At 52.4% G+C, this 21,644-nt stretch carries 21 protein-coding genes; 16 read left to right on the top strand and 5 right to left on the bottom strand.

Annotation, left to right across the window (positions count from 1 at the left end):
* Nucleotides 1–3 precede the first annotated feature (3 nt).
* Nucleotides 4–1,548 (top strand): threonine ammonia-lyase, biosynthetic, encoded by a 1,545-nt coding sequence (gene ilvA, locus QMN38_RS22995; protein ID WP_323606136.1) that lies wholly within the window; start codon nt 4–6, stop codon nt 1,546–1,548.
* A 32-nt stretch (nt 1,549–1,580) separates the two neighbouring features.
* Here the strand turns inward: ilvA and ilvY are convergent, their stop codons facing one another.
* A complete protein-coding gene (gene ilvY / locus QMN38_RS22990; RefSeq protein ID WP_202037324.1) occupies nt 1,581–2,471 on the bottom strand; it encodes an HTH-type transcriptional activator IlvY in 891 nt (296 codons plus the stop codon).
* A 153-nt stretch (nt 2,472–2,624) separates the two neighbouring features.
* Here ilvY and ilvC point away from each other — a divergent pair, with 153 nt between their 5' ends.
* From ilvC to QMN38_RS22975, 3 genes are all read left to right on the top strand, one after another.
* Nucleotides 2,625–4,100 carry a ketol-acid reductoisomerase gene (ilvC, locus tag QMN38_RS22985; protein WP_323606135.1) on the top strand — a complete coding sequence of 492 codons (1,476 nt, stop codon included), beginning with the start codon at nt 2,625–2,627 and terminating at the stop codon, nt 4,098–4,100.
* Nucleotides 4,101–4,292: 192 nt separating this feature from the next.
* A complete protein-coding gene (locus tag QMN38_RS22980; RefSeq protein ID WP_271440993.1) occupies nt 4,293–4,736 on the top strand; it encodes an Rrf2 family transcriptional regulator in 444 nt (147 codons plus the stop codon).
* A complete protein-coding gene (locus QMN38_RS22975; RefSeq protein ID WP_137383186.1) occupies nt 4,729–5,094 on the top strand; it encodes a DUF1360 domain-containing protein in 366 nt (121 codons plus the stop codon). Before QMN38_RS22980 ends, QMN38_RS22975 begins: the two co-directional genes overlap by 8 nt.
* 76 nt (nt 5,095–5,170) lie before the next feature.
* Here the strand turns inward: QMN38_RS22975 and ppiC (QMN38_RS22970) are convergent, their stop codons facing one another.
* Together ppiC (QMN38_RS22970) and ppiC (QMN38_RS22965) are read right to left on the bottom strand one after the other, a co-directional pair.
* Nucleotides 5,171–5,452 carry a peptidylprolyl isomerase PpiC gene (gene ppiC / locus QMN38_RS22970; RefSeq protein WP_003017999.1) on the bottom strand — a complete coding sequence of 94 codons (282 nt, stop codon included), beginning with the start codon at nt 5,450–5,452 and terminating at the stop codon, nt 5,171–5,173.
* Nucleotides 5,453–5,503: 51 nt separating this feature from the next.
* The gene (ppiC, locus tag QMN38_RS22965) at nt 5,504–5,785 is read right to left on the bottom strand and encodes a peptidylprolyl isomerase PpiC (RefSeq protein WP_035896545.1); all 282 of its coding nucleotides are present in this window, start codon (nt 5,783–5,785) and stop codon (nt 5,504–5,506) included.
* Between the two features lie 116 nt (nt 5,786–5,901).
* Between ppiC (QMN38_RS22965) and rep the strand changes: the two genes are divergently transcribed.
* Complete coding sequence (gene rep / locus QMN38_RS22960) at nt 5,902–7,923, top strand: DNA helicase Rep (RefSeq protein WP_271449835.1); 2,022 nt, start codon at nt 5,902–5,904, stop codon at nt 7,921–7,923.
* 48 nt (nt 7,924–7,971) lie between these two features.
* Here rep and gppA read toward each other — a convergent pair whose 3' ends face one another.
* Together gppA and rhlB are read right to left on the bottom strand one after the other, a co-directional pair.
* Nucleotides 7,972–9,453 carry a guanosine-5'-triphosphate,3'-diphosphate diphosphatase gene (gppA, locus tag QMN38_RS22955; RefSeq protein WP_323606133.1) on the bottom strand — a complete coding sequence of 494 codons (1,482 nt, stop codon included), beginning with the start codon at nt 9,451–9,453 and terminating at the stop codon, nt 7,972–7,974.
* Nucleotides 9,454–9,589: 136 nt separating this feature from the next.
* The gene (gene rhlB / locus QMN38_RS22950) at nt 9,590–10,858 is read right to left on the bottom strand and encodes an ATP-dependent RNA helicase RhlB (RefSeq protein ID WP_137383183.1); all 1,269 of its coding nucleotides are present in this window, start codon (nt 10,856–10,858) and stop codon (nt 9,590–9,592) included.
* Nucleotides 10,859–11,097: 239 nt separating this feature from the next.
* On the opposite strand from rhlB, the gene trxA reads away from it, so the two are divergent.
* The 11 genes from trxA (at nt 11,098) to rffA (ending at nt 21,644) form a co-directional block, all read left to right on the top strand.
* On the top strand, nt 11,098–11,427 hold the full coding sequence (gene trxA, locus QMN38_RS22945) for a thioredoxin TrxA (protein ID WP_001280776.1): 330 nt from the start codon (nt 11,098–11,100) through the stop codon (nt 11,425–11,427).
* Nucleotides 11,428–11,603: 176 nt separating this feature from the next.
* Nucleotides 11,604–11,687 carry a rho operon leader peptide gene (locus tag QMN38_RS22940; RefSeq protein ID WP_101743114.1) on the top strand — a complete coding sequence of 28 codons (84 nt, stop codon included), beginning with the start codon at nt 11,604–11,606 and terminating at the stop codon, nt 11,685–11,687.
* Nucleotides 11,688–11,765: 78 nt separating this feature from the next.
* The gene (gene rho, locus QMN38_RS22935; RefSeq protein WP_002437993.1) at nt 11,766–13,025 is read left to right on the top strand and encodes a transcription termination factor Rho; all 1,260 of its coding nucleotides are present in this window, start codon (nt 11,766–11,768) and stop codon (nt 13,023–13,025) included.
* A gap of 239 nt (nt 13,026–13,264) precedes the next feature.
* On the top strand, nt 13,265–14,368 hold the full coding sequence (wecA, locus tag QMN38_RS22930; protein WP_005133353.1) for a UDP-N-acetylglucosamine--undecaprenyl-phosphate N-acetylglucosaminephosphotransferase: 1,104 nt from the start codon (nt 13,265–13,267) through the stop codon (nt 14,366–14,368).
* 12 nt (nt 14,369–14,380) lie between these two features.
* Nucleotides 14,381–15,427, top strand: a complete 1,047-nt coding sequence (gene wzzE / locus QMN38_RS22925; protein WP_137383182.1) for an ECA polysaccharide chain length modulation protein — start codon at nt 14,381–14,383, stop codon at nt 15,425–15,427.
* 55 nt (nt 15,428–15,482) lie between these two features.
* The gene (gene wecB, locus QMN38_RS22920; protein WP_271440996.1) at nt 15,483–16,613 is read left to right on the top strand and encodes a non-hydrolyzing UDP-N-acetylglucosamine 2-epimerase; all 1,131 of its coding nucleotides are present in this window, start codon (nt 15,483–15,485) and stop codon (nt 16,611–16,613) included.
* On the top strand, nt 16,610–17,872 hold the full coding sequence (wecC, locus tag QMN38_RS22915; protein WP_271456892.1) for a UDP-N-acetyl-D-mannosamine dehydrogenase: 1,263 nt from the start codon (nt 16,610–16,612) through the stop codon (nt 17,870–17,872). The genes wecB and wecC overlap by 4 nt, the downstream gene beginning before the upstream one ends.
* On the top strand, nt 17,872–18,939 hold the full coding sequence (gene rffG / locus QMN38_RS22910) for a dTDP-glucose 4,6-dehydratase (RefSeq protein WP_323606130.1): 1,068 nt from the start codon (nt 17,872–17,874) through the stop codon (nt 18,937–18,939). Before wecC ends, rffG begins: the two co-directional genes overlap by 1 nt.
* 33 nt (nt 18,940–18,972) lie before the next feature.
* Nucleotides 18,973–19,854, top strand: coding sequence for a glucose-1-phosphate thymidylyltransferase RfbA (rfbA, locus tag QMN38_RS22905; protein ID WP_271449832.1), 882 nt, complete (start codon nt 18,973–18,975; stop codon nt 19,852–19,854).
* A complete protein-coding gene (gene rffC, locus QMN38_RS22900) occupies nt 19,832–20,509 on the top strand; it encodes a dTDP-4-amino-4,6-dideoxy-D-galactose acyltransferase (RefSeq protein ID WP_323606127.1) in 678 nt (225 codons plus the stop codon). The genes rfbA and rffC overlap by 23 nt, the downstream gene beginning before the upstream one ends.
* Nucleotides 20,510–20,513: 4 nt before the next feature.
* On the top strand, nt 20,514–21,644 hold the full coding sequence (gene rffA / locus QMN38_RS22895) for a dTDP-4-amino-4,6-dideoxygalactose transaminase (RefSeq protein ID WP_040230067.1): 1,131 nt from the start codon (nt 20,514–20,516) through the stop codon (nt 21,642–21,644).

Genomic DNA, 21,644 nt, shown 5'->3' with positions numbered 1-21,644 from the left:
ACGATGGCGGATTCACAACCCCTGTCCGGCACACCGGAAGGTGCTGAATATCTCAGAGCGGTACTGCGTGCGCCGGTGTACGAAGCGGCGCAGGTCACACCGCTACAAAAAATGGACAAGCTCTCTTCGCGCCTCGATAACATAATTCTGGTGAAACGCGAAGACCGACAGCCCGTGCACAGTTTCAAGCTGCGCGGAGCCTATGCCATGATGGCGGGACTGACTGAAGCGCAGAAAGCGCATGGCGTGATCACTGCATCAGCAGGAAACCATGCCCAGGGCGTGGCGTTCTCCTCTGCGCGTTTAGGTGTGAAAGCGCTGATTGTCATGCCGACGGCTACCGCTGATATCAAAGTCGATGCCGTGCGCGGCTTCGGTGGCGAAGTATTGCTGCACGGGGCGAACTTTGATGAAGCCAAAGCCAAAGCGATTGAATTGTCGCAGCAGCAGGGCTTTACCTGGGTCCCGCCGTTCGATCACCCGATGGTGATTGCCGGGCAAGGTACGCTGGCGCTGGAGTTACTGCAGCAGGATGCCCATCTTGATCGCGTTTTTGTACCGGTCGGCGGCGGTGGTCTGGCCGCCGGTGTCGCAGTGCTGATCAAACAGCTGATGCCACAAATCAAAGTGATTGCCGTGGAAGCTGAAGATTCTGCCTGCCTGAAAGCGGCGCTGGAGGCCGGTCATCCGGTGGATCTCCCGCGCGTCGGTCTTTTTGCTGAAGGCGTAGCGGTCAAACGCATTGGTGATGAAACCTTCCGTCTGTGCCAGGAGTATCTCGATGACATTATCACCGTCGATAGTGATGCTATTTGCGCGGCGATGAAAGACCTGTTTGAAGATGTGCGAGCCGTGGCTGAGCCATCGGGTGCGCTGGCGCTGGCGGGAATGAAAAAATACATCGCCCAGCACAATATTCGCGGTGAACGGCTGGCGCATGTGCTTTCTGGTGCCAACGTTAATTTCCACGGCCTGCGCTACGTTTCTGAACGCTGCGAGCTCGGGGAGCAACGTGAAGCATTGCTGGCAGTGACCATCCCGGAAGAGAAGGGCAGTTTCCTGAAATTCTGCCAATTGCTGGGTGGGCGCTCGGTTACTGAGTTTAACTACCGTTTTGCTGATGCCAAAGACGCTTGTATTTTTGTCGGGGTACGTCTGAGTCGTGGGCTGGAGGAACGTAAGGAAATTCTTCAGTTGCTCAACGAGGGTGGCTACAGTGTGGTGGATCTTTCCGACGATGAAATGGCAAAACTGCACGTGCGCTATATGGTCGGTGGACGTCCGTCAAAACCCTTGCAGGAGCGACTGTACAGCTTCGAATTCCCGGAATCGCCGGGGGCGCTGCTGAAGTTTCTGCATACTCTGGGGACGCACTGGAATATTTCATTGTTCCACTATCGCAGTCATGGAACTGACTACGGCCGTGTTCTGGCGGCGTTTGAACTGGGTGAACATGAACCTGATTTCGAAACGCGACTAAATGAACTGGGCTACGACTGCCATGATGAGAGTCATAACCCTGCGTTCAGGTTCTTTCTGGCAGGGTAGGCCGGATAAGGCGCTTGTGCCGCCATCCGGCATTAGTGCCCAGGTAGCAAGCTCCAGAACGCATCAATAAGCGGCTCATGCAGCCGCTTTTTTTGTGCGCAAACGCCCAGCTCAAACGGCGTTTTTTCGTCGCTACGTTCTAAAATCATCACGCGGTTGCGCACCGGTTCAGGGCTATTTTCCAGCACCACTTCCGGCAGCAGCGCCACACCGCAGCCCAGTGCCACCATTGAGACCATCGCTTCATGACCGCCGACCGTGGCGTAAATTGAGGGATTGCTGATTTTATGACGGCGGAACCACAGCTCAATGCGGCGGCGAACCGGCCCCTGGTCGGCCATGATAAAGGGTACCGTTGACCAGTCGGGGTCATCAACGGAAACCTGATTGCGCACCGGGCAGGGTAACGCCGGGGCGATCAGTACCACAGCCAGATTCTCCAGCATGGAAAAGGCCACCGCGCCCGGCAGCGTTTCGGGTTTCCCGGCGATAGCCAGATCCGCTTCTCCCGTCACCACTTTTTCCATTGCATCGGCAGCATCGCCGGTAGTGAGTTTGATTTCCACCGACGGGTGTTCGGCACGGAAGCGATCAAGGATCGGTGGTAAATGGCTGTAGGCGGCAGTCACCGAGCAGAAGATATGCAGTTCACCGGACAACGACGGTCCTTGCTGATCAATGGTATGGCGTAATTGCTGATACTGCAGCAGCGTCTGTTGGGCAAAAACGCGCAGCTCTTCACCCGCTTCGGTGAGCGTGACCGTGCGGTTATCACGGACAAATAGCGCCTGACCAAGATCCTCTTCCAGGCGTTGAATCTGCCGGGAAAGCGTAGAAGGACTGACGTGCATGGCCCGTGCACTTCGGCCAAAGTGGCGACTTTCCGCCAGGTGCAGGAAGGTTTTTAGATCGCGTAAATCCACAGACGAGCCTCCGGGTTTCTACGTTGCATAAATTGCAATGTGATGTTGTGAATATATCAATTTCCGCAATAAATTTCCTGTTGTAATGTGGGTTCATTCTCGCTGAAACGCGAACCGAACAATAAGACACACAACATCACGGAGTACACCATCATGGCTAACTACTTTAATACACTGAATCTGCGTCAGCAGCTGGCTCAGTTGGGCAAATGTCGCTTCATGGGCCGCGAAGAATTCGCCGACGGCGCAAGCTACCTTCAGGGTAAAAAAGTGGTCATCGTCGGCTGTGGCGCGCAGGGTCTGAACCAGGGCCTGAACATGCGTGACTCCGGTCTGGATATCTCCTACGCCCTGCGTAAAGAAGCGATCGCTGAGAAACGTGCTTCCTGGCGTAAAGCGACTGAAAACGGCTTCAAAGTGGGTACCTACGAAGAGCTGATCCCGCAGGCGGATCTGGTGGTTAACCTGACGCCAGACAAACAGCACTCCGACGTTGTGCGTTCCGTACAGCCGCTGATGAAAGACGGCGCGGCGCTGGGTTACTCCCATGGCTTCAACATCGTTGAAGTGGGCGAGCAGATCCGTAAAGACATCACCGTAGTGATGGTGGCACCGAAGTGTCCGGGTACCGAAGTGCGTGAAGAGTACAAACGTGGTTTCGGTGTACCAACGCTGATCGCGGTTCACCCGGAAAACGATCCGAAAGGCGAGGGCATGGCCATCGCTAAAGCCTGGGCTGCGGCGACCGGTGGTCATCGTGCGGGCGTGCTGGAATCGTCCTTCGTTGCAGAAGTGAAATCTGACCTGATGGGCGAGCAGACTATCCTGTGCGGTATGCTGCAGGCGGGCTCTCTGCTGTGCTTCGACAAGCTGGTGGAAGAAGGTACCGACCCGGCATACGCAGAAAAACTGATTCAGTTCGGTTGGGAAACCATCACCGAAGCGCTGAAGCAGGGCGGCATCACTTTGATGATGGACCGTCTGTCTAACCCGGCGAAACTGCGTGCTTATGCGCTGTCCGAGCAGCTGAAAGCGATCATGGCGCCGCTGTTCCAGAAACACATGGATGACATCATCTCCGGTGAATTCTCGTCCGGCATGATGGCTGACTGGGCTAACGACGATAAGAAACTGCTGACCTGGCGTGAAGAGACCGGTAAAACCGCGTTTGAAACCGCACCGCAGTTTGAAGGTAAAATCGGCGAGCAGGAATACTTCGATAAAGGCGTTCTGATGATTGCGATGGTGAAAGCGGGCGTTGAGCTGGCGTTCGAAACCATGGTTGATTCCGGCATCATCGAAGAGTCTGCTTACTACGAATCACTGCACGAACTGCCGCTGATCGCGAACACCATCGCCCGTAAGCGTCTGTACGAAATGAACGTGGTTATCTCCGATACCGCAGAATACGGTAACTACCTGTTCTCTTACGCTTGCGTACCGCTGCTGAAAGAGTTTATGACTACCCTGCAGACCGGCGACCTGGGCAAAGCGATTGCTGAAGGCGCGGTAGACAACGCCCAGCTGCGCGACGTGAACGAAGCGGTTCGCGGCCACGCTATCGAGCAGGTTGGTAAGAAACTGCGCGGCTACATGACCGATATGAAGCGTATCGCAGTAGCAGGCTAATAAAACCTCGTTATCATCCGGCCCGGTCAGCGCCTCGCTACCGGGCCGTTTTTTTATCTGCGTTTGACGGGATCGCTCGCTCCACTCTCTTATCATCTAAATTCATCTTTTTATCATGTAGATAGCTTTTATTTGTACAGATGATCATTTCTGGGATTGCTCATACCTATCTTATGTAATATTGTAAGTTACATGAAAACAAACAACTCATTCTCAGCAACGCTGCACATCCTGCTTCACCTGGAGCAGATGGACAAACCTCTGACATCCGAACAGATGGCTGCCTTTATCGACGGCAATCCGGCATTCATCCGCAAGCTGCTTGCCGGGCTCAGGGAAAACAACATTGTCTGTGCCACTAAGGGGCACCACGGCGGCTGGCGGCTGTGTCGGCCGGTTAGCGACATCACGCTTTACGATATCTACATGGCGCTCGGCGAACCGGCGCTGTTTGCGTTGGGCAACCGCAGCGAAAACCCGCAGTGCCTGGTAGAACAGGGGGTAAACCGGGTGATGTCAGAGACGCTCGCCGATGCGCAGACGCTGATCCTCGATCGTTTTAAACGCCTGACGCTACAGGATATCGGCAGCGAATTTATTAGCTACTTCAACGACAAAGGCCACGACCATGATTGAAAATTTAACCACCTGCCTGATGATTGCGATGGCGGCGAGCAGTATTTCGATGACGGTGACGCAGACGGAGCTGTTTGCCGCGTTTCGCGAATGGACGACGGAAAAGAACGCGCTGATGGGGCACTTATTCCACTGCTTCTATTGCTTAAGCCACTGGGTGGTATTTGGCGGGATGGCGGTATATCGCCCGGCGCTGTTGAACAGCGGGTTTGCGCTGATTGACTGGGTGATGACGGCGTTTATCGTGATTACTATCACCACGCTGATTAACGGCCTGATGTTTAAGGTGTTCCAGGCGGCGGTTAGCACCCACGTGATGAAGCATAACGCCCAGCAGACGCTGCAATCGCAGAAATAAAAATCCGGCGTTGCCTCGTCCGGGCTACGAACGACCGGTAGCCCGGACGAGGCAACGCCGACGCCGGGGATACACCTTAGTTACGGTACAACACCTTAATGATGTGGTAACCGAACTGAGTGTGCAGCGGGCCGGTTGGCTCCAGCACTGGGCAGGAGAAGACCACTTTATCAAACGCTGGAACCATCTGGCCCTGGCGGAATTCACCTAAGTCACCGCCGCGTTTGCCCGATGGGCAGATGGAGTGCTTCTTCGCCAGCTTGCCGAAATCTGCGCCGTTTTTAATCTGTTCCAGAAGATCCAGTGCCAGTTTCTCTTCTTTCACCAGGATATGCACTGCTGCTGCTGTTTTTGCCATGATCGAGCCTTTCTATAAGCGAGTCTGTAAGGCAGGCGATTTTAGCATGGCTTATCGCCGATACAGCACCTTGATGATGTGATAGCCAAATTTGGTTTTGACCGGCCCGAAAGGCTTAAGTAGCGGGCAGCTAAAAACGGCGGCGTCGAATGGCCCCACCATCATTCCCTGCTTGAACTCGCCAAGATCGCCGCCGTTGCGCCCGGAAGGGCAGCGGGAATAGCGTTTTGCCAGATGATCGAAGCTGATTCCTCGCTCCAGTTTGCTGAGGATCTCCAGCGCCAGTTTTTCTTCTTTTACCAGGATGTGCAGGGCTGCCGCGCTCTTTGCCATAAGGTCACTCTTATCGTTGATTTGCTACCCAACACTTTACCATTCGGCGGGTAAATCTCAGCCTGACTTTCTGCTACAATCCACACCCCCGTGTTTACAGATTGAGCAATGCCCCTATGCGTTTAAACCCCGGACAACAACAAGCCGTCGAATTCGTCACTGGCCCTTGCCTGGTGCTGGCGGGAGCGGGTTCCGGTAAGACGCGCGTTATCACCAATAAAATTGCGCACCTGATTCGCGTTTGTGGCTATCAGGCGCGGCATATCGCGGCGGTGACGTTTACCAATAAGGCCGCCCGTGAAATGAAAGAGCGTGTAGCGCAGACGCTCGGTCGTAAAGAGGCACGTGGATTGATGATCTCCACCTTCCACACTCTGGGGCTGGATATCATCAAGCGTGAATTTGCGGCGTTGGGGATGAAGTCGAACTTCTCGCTGTTTGACGATACCGATCAGGTCGCCCTGCTTAAGGAACTGACCGAAGGGTTAATTGAGGACGATAAACTAATCCTCCAACAGCTGATCTCCACGATCTCCAACTGGAAAAACGATCTGATGACCCCGGCGCAGGCAGCGGCCAGCGCTAAAGGCGAACGCGATCGTATTTTTGCGCACTGCTATGGTCTGTACGACGCGCATATGAAGGCGTGTAACGTTCTTGACTTTGACGATCTGATCTTACTCCCGACGCTTCTGCTTCAACGTAATGAAGAGGTTCGTGAGCGCTGGCAAAACAAGATTCGCTACCTGCTGGTGGATGAATATCAGGATACCAACACCAGCCAGTACGAGTTGGTGAAGTTATTGGTGGGCAGCCGTGCACGCTTCACCGTCGTGGGTGATGACGATCAGTCGATTTACTCGTGGCGTGGTGCGCGTCCACAAAACCTGGTGCTGCTGAGCAAAGATTTTCCGGCGCTGCAGGTGGTTAAGCTGGAGCAGAACTATCGTTCTTCCGGGCGTATCCTGAAGGCCGCGAACATCCTCATTGCCAATAACCCGCATGTATTTGAAAAGCGGTTGTTCTCTGAGCTGGGCTACGGACCTGAGCTGAAAGTACTGAGTGCCAACAACGAAGAGCATGAAGCGGAACGTGTGACCGGGGAGTTGATTGCTCATCACTTCGTGAATAAGACGCAGTATAAGGACTATGCGATCCTGTATCGTGGCAACCACCAGTCACGAGTGTTCGAAAAATTCCTGATGCAGAACCGTATCCCGTACAAAATTTCCGGGGGCACATCGTTTTTCTCGCGTCCGGAAATCAAAGATCTGCTCGCCTATCTGCGCGTGCTGAGCAACCCGGATGACGACAGCGCGTTTCTGCGTATTGTTAATACACCGAAGCGTGAGATCGGCCCGGCGACACTGCAAAAGTTGGGTGAGTGGGCCATGACGCGTAATAAAAGCCTGTTTACCGCCAGTTTTGATATGGGGCTCAGTCAGACGCTGACCGGCCGCGGTTATGATTCTCTGACCCGCTTTACGCACTGGCTAGGGGAAATCCAGCGCCTCGCGGAGCGTGAACCGATTGCCGCCGTGCGTGACCTGATCCATGGCATTGATTACGAATCCTGGCTGTATGAGACTTCGCCGAGCCCAAAAGCGGCGGAAATGCGTATGAAGAACGTCAACACGCTGTTCAGTTGGATGACGGAGATGCTGGAAGGCAGCGATCTGGAAGAGCCGATGACCCTGACTCAGGTTGTTACCCGTTTTACCCTGCGCGATATGATGGAGCGTGGAGAAAGCGAAGAAGAGTTGGATCAGGTGCAGCTGATGACGCTACATGCTTCAAAAGGGCTGGAGTTCCCCTATGTGTTTATGGTGGGAATGGAAGAGGGCTTTTTACCTCATCAGAGCAGCATTGATGAAGACAACATTGATGAAGAGCGTCGTCTGGCCTACGTCGGCATTACCCGTGCACAGAAAGAGCTTATCTTCACGTTGTGCAAAGAACGCCGTCAATACGGGGAGCTGGTGCGTCCGGAGCCGAGCCGCTTCCTGCTGGAACTGCCACAGGATGACGTAATCTGGGAACAGGAGCGTAAAGTGGTGAGCGCTGAGGAGCGGATGCAAAAGGGGCAAGCCAGCATCGCGAATATTCGGGCTATGATGGCCAAAGCAAAAGAGAAGTAGGTTTTTGTAGGCCGGATAAGCGTAGCGCCATCCGGCAATACTTGAAGTTTAGTGCACTTCTAAAGGCCAGTGAACATAGCTTTGCCACTGGCTTTCTTGATCGATGAGCTCTTTACCCAGTGGGTGATGCGCCAGCCATCCAGCAGGTAGCGTTACCGTAAGGTGTTCATCTCTTGCATCTAAATGAACTTCGGGCACTAAATCGTCACGGCGACGACTTGCGAAGATGATCGCAAGCCGTAACAAGCGACAAAGATGCTCAGCGATACGCGGAGGCACGGCGTTTTGCTGGTGGAGCGAAGAGAGATCGACTGGGTTGGTCTGATTTAATAACAGCGTGGCTAACAGTTTTTTTTGCGCGGGGGTAAATCCCGGGAGATCGAGGTTGCGTACCAGATACGCCGCATGCTGTGGTGCCTGCTTAAAATCGACGCTCAGCCCAATTTCATGTAACTGGCAGGCGCTAATCAGTAGTTCACGACTTATCGCTTCAAGATGCCACTTTTTTTCTACCTGATCGAGGAATTTAGTCGCCAGATTGGCAACCCGATGCGCTTGCTCAGTATCGACCATAAATCGACGCTGAATATTACGCAACGTACGGCTGCGAATATCCTGATCCACTGCCAGATGTAACATGCCGTAGACCAGACCTTCGCGTAATGCGCCACCTGAGAGGGTCATGCACTGAATGTTCAGTTCCGTGAAAATAGCGATCAGAATGGCCAGTCCGCTGGGGAACACCAATGCGCGTTCCAGCGTTAGGCCCTCTATTTCCAGCTCTTCCAGGCGTCCACAATGAATGGCGCGCTGTTTTAACTGCTGGAGTTTTGCCAGCGTAATACGCTCATCCATTCCCTGCGCCATCATGATTTCCTGTAGTGCCTGCACGGTACCAGAGGCACCAACACAGACTTTCCAGCCATGAAAGCGCAGTTTATCTGCTACCGGGCGTAGAACCTCACGCGCCGCCTTCTCTGCTTCGTCAAAATTTTCCTGCGCCAGATTACGATCGGTGAAGTACCGTTCGAGCCAGGTAACGCAGCCCATTGACAGACTAAACAAGGAGGTGGTTTGTGCGCCGGAACCGGTGACCAGTTCAGTACTGGCACCACCAATATCAACGACCAGGCGCTGATCGGCTCCGCCGGTAGTATGGGCGACACCCTGATAAATCAGTCGGGCTTCTTCTTCGCCGCTAATCACCTGGACAGGACAGCCGAGGATCTCTTGTGCTTTAGCGATAAACGCGTTGGCGTTTACGGCAATACGTAGTGTCGCGGTGGCGACGACGCGGATTTGCGGGTGTGGGATATCCTGCAGACGTTCTGCAAACAGGCGCAGACATTGCCAGCCGCGTTCCATGGCTTCAGCGGAGAGAACGTTGTCGTTGTTCAGGCCGGCAGCCAGACGCACCTTGCGTTTGATACGCGTGAGCGTCTGGATGCTTCCCGCCACCTCGCGTACAACCAGCATATGAAAACTATTAGAGCCGAGATCTATTGCCGCATACAGCGAAGTAGAATTCATACACTTCATCCTTCAACCTGTATCTGTGTTGGCTGCGTTCTCTCACCCGAATCACTGACTAAAGTAAGCTCATCGGGATTCGTTTTCTTGCCGCCTTGATACAGGCTGAATGATTTTGTGTATGGCATAACTTTTCTTAACCTGAACGACGACGATTACGTGGGGCACCGCCGGTACGACGCGGGCCATTGCCTGGGCGTGGGCGCGTCAGGCGCAGCGGTTTCGGCAGGTCAGTCATCAGCGCGTCCGGGTTGTACTTGCTGACCGGAATCGAGTGGCCAATGTAGGTCTCGATTGCAGGTAAATTCAGCGCGTACTCTTCACAAGCCAGGCTAATAGAATGACCACTTGCGCCTGCACGACCTGTACGACCAATGCGGTGGACGTAATCTTCACAATCATCCGGCAGGTCATAGTTAAACACGTGCGTTACGGCTGGAATGTGCAGGCCACGCGCCGCGACATCGGTCGCGACGAGAATATCGAGATCGCCACGGGTGAACTCATCAAGGATACGCAGGCGTTTTTTCTGCGCCACATCACCGGTAAGCAGGCCTACGCGATGTCCGTCAGCAGCAAGACTGCCCCAGATCTCTTCACAGCGATGTTTGGTGTTCGCAAAAACAATGGCACGATCTGGCCACTCTTCTTCAATCAGCGTTTGCAGCAAACGCATTTTCTCTTCGTTTGAAGGATAGAAGAGTTCTTCTTTAATACGGTGGCCCGTCTTCTGTTCCGGTTCAACTTCAACGTACTCGGCGTTGTTCATCTGTTCAAACGCCAGTTCACGGACGCGGTAAGAGAGGGTTGCGGAAAACAGCATGTTCAGGCGTTGAGTGGTTGGCGGCATACGGCGGAACAGCCAACGAATATCTTTAATAAAGCCAAGATCGTACATACGATCGGCTTCATCCAGTACCACGACCTGAATCGCGCCCAGGTTGATATGGTTCTGCTTTGCGTAGTCAATGAGACGACCGGTAGTGCCGATAAGAATATCGACGCCGCTTTCCAGCACTTTCAGCTGTTTGTCATAGCCATCACCGCCATAAGCCAGGCCTAATTTCAGACCAGTAGTCTGTGCCAGCGGCTCAGCGTCGGCGTGGATCTGCACGGCTAACTCACGCGTTGGCGCCATAATTAACGCACGCGGTTGGTTCACCTTACGATCGGCAATCGCGGGATGAGAGAGAAGATAATGAAACGTTGACGTCAGGAACGCCATCGTTTTTCCGGTACCGGTTTGCGCCTGCCCTGCAACATCACGGCCTGCCAGCGTTAGCGGCAGCGCGAGGGCCTGAATGGGCGTGCAGTTATGAAACCCTTTATTTTCAAGGGCTTCTATCACCTTTGGGTGCAGGGCGAAGTCGGAAAACTTCTGTTCTGTTAAATGTGTTTTGCTCATAGTGTGGTAGAATATCAGCTTACTATTGCTTTACGAAAGCGTATCCGGTGAAATAAAGTCAACCTTTAGTTGGTTAATACTGTACACAATTCATTCATGATGCGTCGAGATGGCAAGTGAATGGGTCCACAGAAGCGTACTGAGTACGTAACTGGGACACAGCGCACAGCCAACAAAAAGGCGGCTTGAAGGATGATGTGTAAACACCAACACACCAGGCTTATTCCTGTGGAGTTATTATGAGCGATAAAATTATTCACCTGACTGACGACAGTTTTGACACGGATGTACTCAAAGCGGACGGAGCGATCCTCGTTGATTTCTGGGCAGAGTGGTGCGGTCCGTGCAAAATGATCGCTCCGATTCTGGATGAAATCGCTGACGAATATCAGGGCAAATTGACGGTTGCTAAACTGAACATTGACCAAAACCCAGGCACCGCGCCGAAGTATGGTATTCGTGGCATCCCGACCCTTCTGCTGTTTAAAAACGGTGAAGTTGCGGCGACTAAAGTTGGCGCACTGTCCAAAGGTCAGTTGAAAGAGTTCCTCGACGCTAACTTAGCGTAAGGAAGTATCATGATCGGGCGGCCATACTTCGAAATGATTCGGATGACTGGACGCCCGACTTGAGTCGTGCTAAGTTAGTGTTGACTTCGTATTAAACATACCTTATTAAGTTTGAATCTAGCTTTATCCAATACTTCCCGTTGTTTCTCGTGCGAGAAGTTGACAGATTCAGGGCCTTGTCACTCAATCCGTCTTGTCGTTTCAGTTCTGCGTACTTTCCTGTGACCAGACAGCGAACAGACATGAGTCGATGGCCGTAAACAGGCATGGATGACCCTGCCATACCATTCACAACATTAAGTTCGAGATTTACCCCAAGTTTAAGAACTCACACCATTATGAATCTTACCGAATTAAAGAATACGCCGGTTTCTGAGCTGATCACTCTCGGCGAAAATATGGGCCTTGAAAACCTGGCTCGTATGCGCAAGCAGGACATTATTTTTGCCATCCTGAAGCAGCACGCAAAGAGTGGCGAAGATATCTTTGGTGACGGTGTGCTGGAGATATTGCAGGATGGATTTGGTTTCCTCCGCTCTGCAGACAGCTCCTACCTCGCCGGTCCTGATGACATCTACGTTTCCCCAAGCCAAATCCGCCGTTTCAACCTCCGCACTGGTGATACCATTTCTGGTAAGATTCGCCCGCCGAAAGAAGGTGAACGCTATTTTGCGCTGTTGAAAGTTAACGAAGTTAACTACGACAAACCGGAAAACGCCCGTAACAAAATCCTCTTCGAAAACTTAACGCCGCTGCACGCAAACTCCCGTCTGCGTATGGAGCGTGGTAATGGTTCTACCGAGGACTTAACGGCGCGCGTACTGGATCTGGCATCGCCGATCGGTCGTGGTCAACGTGGTCTGATTGTAGCACCGCCGAAAGCGGGTAAAACAATGCTGCTGCAGAACATTGCGCAGAGCATTGCCTACAACCACCCGGACTGCGTGCTGATGGTTCTGCTGATTGACGAACGTCCGGAAGAAGTGACCGAGATGCAGCGTCTGGTTAAAGGTGAAGTTGTGGCTTCTACCTTTGACGAACCCGCATCTCGCCACGTTCAGGTTGCGGAAATGGTAATCGAGAAGGCGAAACGTCTGGTTGAACATAAGAAAGACGTTATCATCCTGCTCGACTCCATCACGCGTCTGGCGCGTGCTTACAACACCGTGGTCCCGGCTTCCGGTAAAGTACTGACCGGTGGTGTGGACGCTAACGCCCTGCACCGTCCGAAGCGTTTCTTCGGTGCGGCACGTAACGTGGAAGAGGGTGGCAGCCTGACCATCATCGCAACTGCGCTTATCGATACCGGCTCTAAAATGGATGAAGTTATCTACGAAGAGTTTAAAGGTACCGGCAACATGGAACTGCATCTCTCTCGTAAGATTGCTGAAAAACGCGTCTTCCCGGCTATCGACTACAATCGTTCCGGTACCCGTAAAGAAGAGCTGCTTACCACCCAGGAAGAGCTGCAGAAAATGTGGATCCTGCGCAAAATCATCCATCCGATGGGTGAAATTGATGCAATGGAGTTCCTCATTAACAAGCTGGCGATGACCAAGACCAATGATGACTTCTTCGATATGATGAAGCGCTCATAATTCAGGCATCATCCGAAAACGCCACGTTTTTACGTGGCGTTTTGCTTTTATGCCTGTAATCTTAACGACACAATAACAATAATACGGTATGACATACCGCCAGGTTGAAAAAGATTCGTAATTTGTATCTTGTGGTTGATAATTATACAGAACCATCGGATATGGAGACGGGTTTCCCTTCTGAATAAAGGTCTTCGTGGTTATACTTCTGCTATTAATTTTCTCTGAGAGCATGCATTGTGAATTTACTGACAGTAAGCACTGATCTCATCAGTATTTTTTTATTCACAACACTGTTTCTTTTCTTTGCGCGTAAGGTCGCAAAAAAGATTGGTTTAGTGGATAAACCCAACTTTCGCAAACGGCATCAAGGATTGATCCCGTTGGTTGGGGGGATTTCGGCTTACGCAGGTATTTGCTTTACGTTTGTGATTGCTGATTATTACATCCCGCATGCATCTCTCTATCTGGCCTGTGCCGGCGTGCTGGTTTTGGTTGGCGCGCTGGACGATCGTTTTGATATCAGTGTAAAAATTCGCGCAACTATCCAGGCCGCGATCGGCATCATCATGATGTCGGTTGGCAAACTCTATCTTCTTAGCCTTGGGTATATTTTTGGCCCCTGGGAGATGATTCTTGGTCCGTTTGGCTATTTACTGACGCTGTTTGCCGTCTGGGCGGCAATTAATGCTTTCAATATGGTGGACGGCATTGACGGCCTGCTAGGTGGGCTGTCCAGCGTTTCATTCGCGGCGATGGGGTTTATCCTGTGGTTCGATGGGCAGACGAGTCTGGCCGTATGGTGTTTTGCGATGATCGCCGCCATTCTGCCTTATATTCTGCTGAACCTGGGCGTTCTTGGGCGCCGTTATAAAGTCTTCATGGGTGATGCCGGCAGTACGCTGATTGGTTTTACCATCATCTGGATCCTGCTGGAAACCACGCAGGGCAAAACGCATCCTATAAGCCCAGTTACCGCACTGTGGATTATCGCCATCCCATTGATGGATATGGTGGCAATCATGTACCGGCGTTTGCGTAAGGGCATGAGCCCGTTCTCAGCCGATCGCCAGCACATTCATCATTTGGTGATGCGAGCTGGGTTTACTTCCCGCCAGGCATTTGTTCTGATTACGCTGGCTGCGGCCGTGTTGGCATCGATCGGTGTGCTGGCTGAATATTTCCGTTTGGTTCCGGAATGGGCCATGCTGGTGCTGTTTTTAATGGCATTTGGCCTCTACGGATACTGTATCAAGCGTGCCTGGAAAGTGGCGAGATTTATCAAGCGAGTGAAGCGCAGACTGCGAAGAATTCGTGAAGGCAAACCAAACTTAACCAAGTGAATTGAGGATGCGATGACACAACCATTACCGGGGGAAGACGCCGTGAGCGCTGAAAATGAACTGGATATCCGTGGGTTGTTTCGTACCTTATGGGCAGGGAAGGTGTGGATTGTCGGTATGGCGCTCGCATTTGCACTTGTTGCTCTCGCCTATACTTTTTTCGCCCGTCAGGAGTGGAGCGCAACGGCTATTTCAGACAAGCCTACGGTCAATATGTTGGGGGGGTATTATTCTCAACAACAGTTCCTGCGCAACCTGGATATTAAGGCCAGCCTCGCGTCAACGGACCAGCCGTCGGTGATGGATGAAGCCTATAAAGAATTTATCATGCAGCTTGCCTCCTGGGACACGCGTCGTGAATTCTGGCAGCAGACTGATTACTATAAGCAGCGTATGGTCGGAAACAGTAAAGCCGATGCCGCGCTGCTGGATGAACTGATCAATAACATTCAGTTTATGCCTGGTGATGCGTTGCGGAACACCAATGACAGCGTAAAGCTGATTGCGGAAACGGCACCTGATGCCAACAATCTGCTGCGCCAGTACGTGGCCTTTGCCAGTCAGCGTGCAGCACGTCATCTGAACGATGAGCTGAAAGGCGCGTGGGCTGCGCGGACGGTGCAAATGAAAGCGCAGGTCAAACGGCAGGAAGAGGTAGCAAAATCGATTTTCTCTCGCCGTGTTCATAACATTGAACAAGCGCTCAAAATTGCTGAGCAGCATAATATTTCGCGTACTTCTACTGATGTCCCTGCTGAAGAGTTACCTGATTCTGAGTTGTTTTTACTCGGACGTCCTATGCTACAGGCGCGACTCGAAAACCTGCAGTCTGTTGGCCCAGATTTTGATATGGACTATTTTCAAAACAGGGCCATGCTGAACACGCTGAACGTAGGCCCGACCCTGGATCCGCGTTTTCAGACCTATCGTTATTTGCGGACGCCGGAAGAACCGGTAAAACGTGATAGCCCACGTCGTGCCTTCCTGATGATTATGTGGGGCATCGTTGGGGCCCTGATCGGTGCCGGTGTCGCGTTAACCCGTCGCCGTTCGATTTAGCAATACCGTTGCAGTGAGGGGCTGGGCTCTCACTGCCAATCCGAAGAGAATCGATGTGAAAGTACTGACTGTATTTGGTACGCGACCGGAGGCCATTAAGATGGCTCCTCTGGTTCATGCGCTGGCTAAAGATCCTGATTTCGACGCGAAAGTTTGCGTCACTGCACAGCATCGGGAGATGCTCGATCAGGTATTGCACCTCTTTTCCATCGTACCTGACTACGATCTCAATATTATGCAGCCAGGTCAGGGGCTGACAGAAATTACCTGTCGAATTCTGGAAGGATTAAAGCCAATCCTCGCTGAGTTCAAACCTGATGTGGTGCTAGTCCACGGTGATACAACAACAACCCTTGCTACCAGTCTGGCCGCGTTTTATCAGCGTATTCCGGTGGGACATGTTGAGGCTGGGTTGCGAACGGGCGATCTCTATTCTCCCTGGCCGGAAGAGGCAAACCGTACACTGACCGGGCGCCTGGCAATGTATCACTTTTCCCCAACTGAAAATTCACGCCAAAACCTGCTGCGTGAAACCATTCCGGATGATCGTATTTTTGTCACGGGGAACACGGTTATTGATGCGTTGATCTGGGTTCGCGATCGTGTACTGGGAAATGAAGCGCTGCGTGCTGAACTGGCTGAGCGCTATCCTTTCCTGGATGCTGATAAAAAGATGATCCTGGTGACTGGTCATCGTCGGGAAAGCTTTGGTCGCGGTTTTGAGCAAATCTGCCATGCTCTGGCGGAAATTGCCGCGGCTAATCAGGATGTACAGATTGTCTATCCGGTACACCTGAACCCCAACGTTAGCGAGCCGGTAAATCGTATTTTGGGTCACGTTGATAACGTGATGCTAATTGAACCGCAGGACTATCTGCCATTCGTCTGGCTGATGAATCATGCCTGGCTTATCCTTACCGATTCTGGCGGGATTCAGGAGGAAGCCCCTTCTCTGGGCAAACCTGTGTTGGTGATGCGCGAAACAACGGAACGGCCAGAAGCTATTACCGCAGGCACAGTACGTCTGGTTGGGACTGACCCTCAGCGGATTGTGGCAGAAGTCACGCGCTTGCTGCATGACGAAAATGAATATCAGACCATGAGCCGCGCCCATAATCCGTATGGTGATGGGCAGGCGTGTGGCCGAATTTTACACGCGTTAAAAAATAATCGGATATCGCTATGAGTTTTACGACCATTTCTGTCATTGGGCTGGGTTATATCGGACTGCCAACGGCGGCCGCTTTTGCTTCCCGTCAAAAACATGTTATTGGCGTAGATGTAAATCAACATGCGGTGGATACCATTAACCGCGGTGAAATCCACATCGTCGAACCCGATTTGGGTGCTGTGGTGAAAACGGCTGTCGAAAATGGCTTTCTGCGTGCGGTTACGGCACCCGTCGAAGCAGACGCTTATCTGATTGCTGTGCCGACCCCCTTCAAGGGGGAGCATGAACCCGATATGGTCTATGTTGAAGCCGCAGCGAAGTCGCTTGCACCGGTGTTGAAAAAAGGGGCGTTGGTGATCCTTGAATCGACGTCACCCGTCGGGGCAACGGAACAGATGGCAGCATGGCTTGCAGAAATGCGCCCTGACCTGACTTTCCCGCAGCAGGCGGGGGAACAGGCTGACGTGAACATTGCTTATTGTCCGGAGCGCGTGCTGCCAGGCCAGGTGATGGTTGAACTGATTAAAAATGACCGTGTGATTGGCGGAATGACCCCCGTCTGTTCTACGCGTGCCAGCGAACTGTACAACATCTTCCTCGAAGGTGAATGCGTGGTGACTAACGCCCGCACCGCAGAAATGTGTAAGTTGACCGAAAACAGCTTCCGTGACGTCAATATCGCCTTTGCTAATGAACTGTCGCTGATTTGCGCCGATCAGGGGATTAACGTTTGGGAACTGATCCGTCTGGCAAACCGCCACCCGCGGGTTAATATTTTGCAGCCTGGACCTGGCGTTGGCGGACACTGTATCGCGGTCGATCCGTGGTTTATTGTGGCGCAGAACCCGCAGCAGGCGAGATTGATCCGCACCGCGCGCGAGGTAAATGATAGTAAGCCTCATTGGGTTGTCGATCGGGTAAAAGCCGCTGTAGCAGATTGTCTGGCGGAGACCAATAAACGTGCCAGCGAAGTAAAAATTGCCTGTTTTGGTCTGGCGTTCAAACCGAATATTGATGATTTACGTGAAAGCCCGGCAATGGGGGTGGCGCAAAGTATCGCACGCTGGCACAGCGGCGAGACGTGGGTGGTTGAACCGAATATCCATCAGTTGCCGAAAAAACTGGATGGCCTGTGTCAACTGGCGAAACTGGATGCTGCGTTGGCAAGTGCCGATGTGCTGGTGATGCTGGTTGACCATAATGAATTTAAAGCGATTAAAGGCGATGCGGTTCACCAGCAATATGTGGTTGATACCAAAGGAGTCTGGCGCTAATGAAACGAATTCTGGTTACCGGTGGTGCAGGATTTATTGGCTCAGCGGTTGTGCGTCACATCATTAATGAGACTCGGGATGCCGTGGTAGTGGTTGATAAGTTAACCTATGCCGGAAACCTGATGTCGCTGACGCCGGTTGCACAGAATGCCCGTTTTGCCTTTGAACACGTGGATATCTGCGATCGCGTAGCGCTCGACAACGTGTTTCAACAGTATCAGCCGGATTGCGTGATGCATCTGGCGGCAGAAAGTCATGTAGATCGTTCTATCGATGGCCCCGCCGCATTTATTGAAACCAATATTGTCGGGACCTACACGTTGCTGGAAGCCGCTCGCGCATACTGGAATGAGTTAACCGATGATAAAAAGCAGGCGTTTCGTTTCCACCATATATCAACCGACGAGGTGTATGGCGACCTGCATTCTACGGATGATTTCTTTACCGAAACGACGCCGTATGCACCGAGTAGTCCTTATTCCGCGTCAAAGGCCAGTAGCGATCATCTGGTGCGTGCCTGGTTGCGCACCTACGGGCTGCCAACGTTAATAACTAACTGCTCCAACAATTATGGCCCCTACCATTTCCCGGAAAAATTGATCCCGCTGATGATACTCAATGCACTGGCGGGAAAACCTCTACCGGTGTACGGCAACGGACAGCAGATTCGTGACTGGCTGTATGTGGAAGATCATGCCCGGGCGCTCTATTGCGTCGCGACAACAGGTGCAGTTGGCGAGACCTATAATATTGGTGGTCATAATGAGCGTAAAAACCTGGATGTGGTCGAAACGATTTGCAGCTTGTTGGAAGAACTGGCGCCGCAAAAACCACGAGGTGTCATGCGGTATCGTGAATTGATCACCTATGTTGACGATCGCCCAGGTCATGATTTGCGCTATGCCATTGATGCGTCAAAAATTGCGCGTGAACTTGGCTGGGTGCCGCAGGAAACGTTTGAAAGTGGGATGCGCAAAACCGTGCAATGGTATCTGGCAAATGAGGCCTGGTGGAAACCCGTGCAGGATGGCAGTTACCAGGGTGAGCGTTTGGGTCTGAAGGGCTAACAGCCTGGTTTTGGCGCCCGGAGGAGGGATCATATGAAAGGTATCATTCTGGCTGGTGGCTCAGGTACTCGCCTGTACCCCATTACGCGCGGCGTATCGAAGCAGTTATTGCCTATTTACGATAAGCCCATGATCTATTACCCGCTATCGGTACTGATGCTGGCGGGAATTCGCGAGATCCTAATTATTACGACACCGGAAGATAAAGGGTATTTCCAGCGTTTGCTGGGGGATGGCTCTGAGTTCGGTATTGAATTGCACTATGCGGAGCAGCCCAGTCCGGATGGTTTAGCACAGGCGTTCATTATTGGTGAAACGTTCCTTAACGGCGAACCGTCATGTCTGGTGCTTGGGGACAATATCTTCTTTGGCCAGGGATTTAGTCCAAAATTACGCCACGTTGCCGCCCGCACGGCAGGTGCGACAGTATTTGGCTATCAGGTGATGGATCCTGAGCGTTTCGGTGTGGTGGAGTTCGATGACAATTTTCGGGCAGTCTCGCTGGAAGAGAAGCCGAAAGAACCAAAATCAAACTGGGCGGTGACAGGACTCTATTTCTACGACAGCAAGGTAGTGGAATACGCAAAGCGTGTGAAACCTTCTGAGCGTGGGGAACTGGAAATTACCTCCATTAACCAGATGTACCTTGACGATGGCAATCTGACCGTTGAATTGCTTGGCCGTGGCTTTGCCTGGCTGGATACCGGTACGCACGACAGTCTGATTGAAGCGAGCACTTTTGTGCAGACGGTAGAGAAACGTCAGGGCTTTAAAATCGCCTGTCTGGAAGAGATCGCATGGCGTAATGGCTGGCTGGATGATGAAGGCGTAAGACGTGCCGCCAGCTCGCTGGCTAAAACAGGCTACGGCCAATATTTGCTGGAGCTTCTCCGTGCCCGTCCGCGCCAGTATTGAGTCTCTGGATTGGGAAAATACGTTCTTTGGTGTGAATAGCGCCATCGTACGGTTTGACCCGCATGCACCGATCCTGACCGCAGAAGTCTTACAGCGCTGGGACCGGGTGCAGGCAAAAATTCATGCTGCAAATACGAATGAAATAGATGCTTTACAGCAGCTGGGTTTTTCACTGGTAGAAGGTGAAATGGACTTTGTTCTGCCGGTTACGTGTGCCCGTGAAAATCCCGGTGCTCAGGTGGCACAAGCTGCGGATATTCCGCTACTGCGTCAACTGGCTGGAGAGGCGTTCGCCCAAAGTCGTTTCCGCGCACCGTGGTATCCCGTGGAGGCCAGTGCGCGTTTTTATGCACAGTGGATAGAAAACGCTGTGCTGGGTACGTTCGATCATCAGTGCCTCATTTTTCGCACACAGACTGGTGGGATTCGCGGTTATGTCTCACTACGTGACGTCAATGATACTGATGCACGTATTGGCCTGCTGGCTGGTCGTGGTGCGGGTGCAGAACTCATGCAGGCTGCGCTTTGCTGGGCGCAGGCTCGCGGTAAAACAACATTGCGGGTGGCGACCCAGATGGGCAACACCGCCGCGCTTAAACGTTATATACAGAGTGGTGCAAATGTGGAAAGCACCGCGTACTGGTTATACAGGTGACAAAATGATTCCATTTAATGCGCCGCCGGTGGTGGGAACCGAGCTTGAATACATGCAGTCAGCGATGAGCAGCGGTAAGCTGTGTGGCGATGGCGGTTTTACCCGTCGTTGCCAGCAATGGCTGGAGCAGCATTTTGGCAGTGAGAAAGTGCTGCTGACGCCATCCTGTACCGCGTCACTGGAGATGGCGGCATTATTGCTGGACATCCAGCCCGGCGATGAAGTCATCATGCCCAGCTACACATTTGTATCTACCGCGAATGCATTCGTGCTGCGTGGCGCAAAAATCGTCTTTGTCGATATCCACCCGGATACCATGAACATTGATGAAACGCTGATTGAAGCGGCGATTACTGAGAAAACCCGCGCTATTGTGCCGGTGCACTACGCCGGGGTTGCCTGTGAAATGGATACCATTATGGCGTTGGCGTCACAGTACAACCTGTTCGTGGTGGAAGATGCTGCTCAGGGCGTAATGTCGACCTACAAAGGCCGTGCGCTGGGGACCATTGGGCATATTGGCTGCTTTAGCTTCCATGAGACCAAAAACTATACCGCAGGCGGTGAAGGCGGGGCGACGCTGATCAACGACCGTAAATTAGTTGAACGTGCAGAAATCATCCGTGAAAAGGGGACGAATCGCAGTCAATTTTTCCGCGGTCAGGTTGATAAATATACCTGGCGTGATATTGGCTCCAGTTATTTGATGTCCGATCTCCAGGCTGCCTATCTGTGGGCGCAACTGGAAGCGGCAGAGCGTATTAATCATCAGCGACTGGTACTGTGGCAGAATTATTATGATGCCCTCGAACCGCTGGCGCGCGCCGGGCGCATTGATTTACCCGTCATCCCGGAAGGTTGTGCGCAGAATGCCCATATGTTTTATATCAAGCTGCGTGATATTGATGATCGCACGGCGTTGATTAACTTCCTGAAAGAAGCCGAAATTATGGCGGTATTCCATTATATTCCGCTGCATGATTGTCCGGCTGGCGATAAATTTGGTGTGTTTTCCGGAGTCGATCGTTATACCACCAAAGAAAGTGAACGTCTGTTGCGTCTGCCGCTGTTTTACAACCTGTCGCCGGTTAACCAGCGCACAGTGATTACGACCTTACTCAACTACTTTTCCTGA

It is taken from the genome of Citrobacter sp. R-1.5.2 (assembly GCF_035064245.1).
GTDB lineage: Bacteria > Pseudomonadota > Gammaproteobacteria > Enterobacterales > Enterobacteriaceae > Citrobacter.
This window is presented reverse-complemented; position numbering and strand designations above follow the sequence as displayed.

Coding starts and splice junctions, on each gene's coding strand:
- ilvA (WP_323606136.1), top strand. CDS start 4: ATGGCGGATTCACAACCCCTGTCCGGCACACCGGAAGGTGCTGAATAT.
- ilvC (WP_323606135.1), top strand. CDS start 2,625: ATGGCTAACTACTTTAATACACTGAATCTGCGTCAGCAGCTGGCTCAG.
- QMN38_RS22980 (WP_271440993.1), top strand. CDS start 4,293: ATGAAAACAAACAACTCATTCTCAGCAACGCTGCACATCCTGCTTCAC.
- QMN38_RS22975 (WP_137383186.1), top strand. CDS start 4,729: ATGATTGAAAATTTAACCACCTGCCTGATGATTGCGATGGCGGCGAGC.
- ppiC (WP_003017999.1), bottom strand. CDS start 5,452: ATGGCAAAAACAGCAGCAGCAGTGCATATCCTGGTGAAAGAAGAGAAA.
- ppiC (WP_035896545.1), bottom strand. CDS start 5,785: ATGGCAAAGAGCGCGGCAGCCCTGCACATCCTGGTAAAAGAAGAAAAA.
- rep (WP_271449835.1), top strand. CDS start 5,902: ATGCGTTTAAACCCCGGACAACAACAAGCCGTCGAATTCGTCACTGGC.
- gppA (WP_323606133.1), bottom strand. CDS start 9,453: ATGAATTCTACTTCGCTGTATGCGGCAATAGATCTCGGCTCTAATAGT.
- rhlB (WP_137383183.1), bottom strand. CDS start 10,858: ATGAGCAAAACACATTTAACAGAACAGAAGTTTTCCGACTTCGCCCTG.
- trxA (WP_001280776.1), top strand. CDS start 11,098: ATGAGCGATAAAATTATTCACCTGACTGACGACAGTTTTGACACGGAT.
- rho (WP_002437993.1), top strand. CDS start 11,766: ATGAATCTTACCGAATTAAAGAATACGCCGGTTTCTGAGCTGATCACT.
- wzzE (WP_137383182.1), top strand. CDS start 14,381: ATGACACAACCATTACCGGGGGAAGACGCCGTGAGCGCTGAAAATGAA.
- wecC (WP_271456892.1), top strand. CDS start 16,610: ATGAGTTTTACGACCATTTCTGTCATTGGGCTGGGTTATATCGGACTG.
- rffG (WP_323606130.1), top strand. CDS start 17,872: ATGAAACGAATTCTGGTTACCGGTGGTGCAGGATTTATTGGCTCAGCG.
- rfbA (WP_271449832.1), top strand. CDS start 18,973: ATGAAAGGTATCATTCTGGCTGGTGGCTCAGGTACTCGCCTGTACCCC.
- rffA (WP_040230067.1), top strand. CDS start 20,514: ATGATTCCATTTAATGCGCCGCCGGTGGTGGGAACCGAGCTTGAATAC.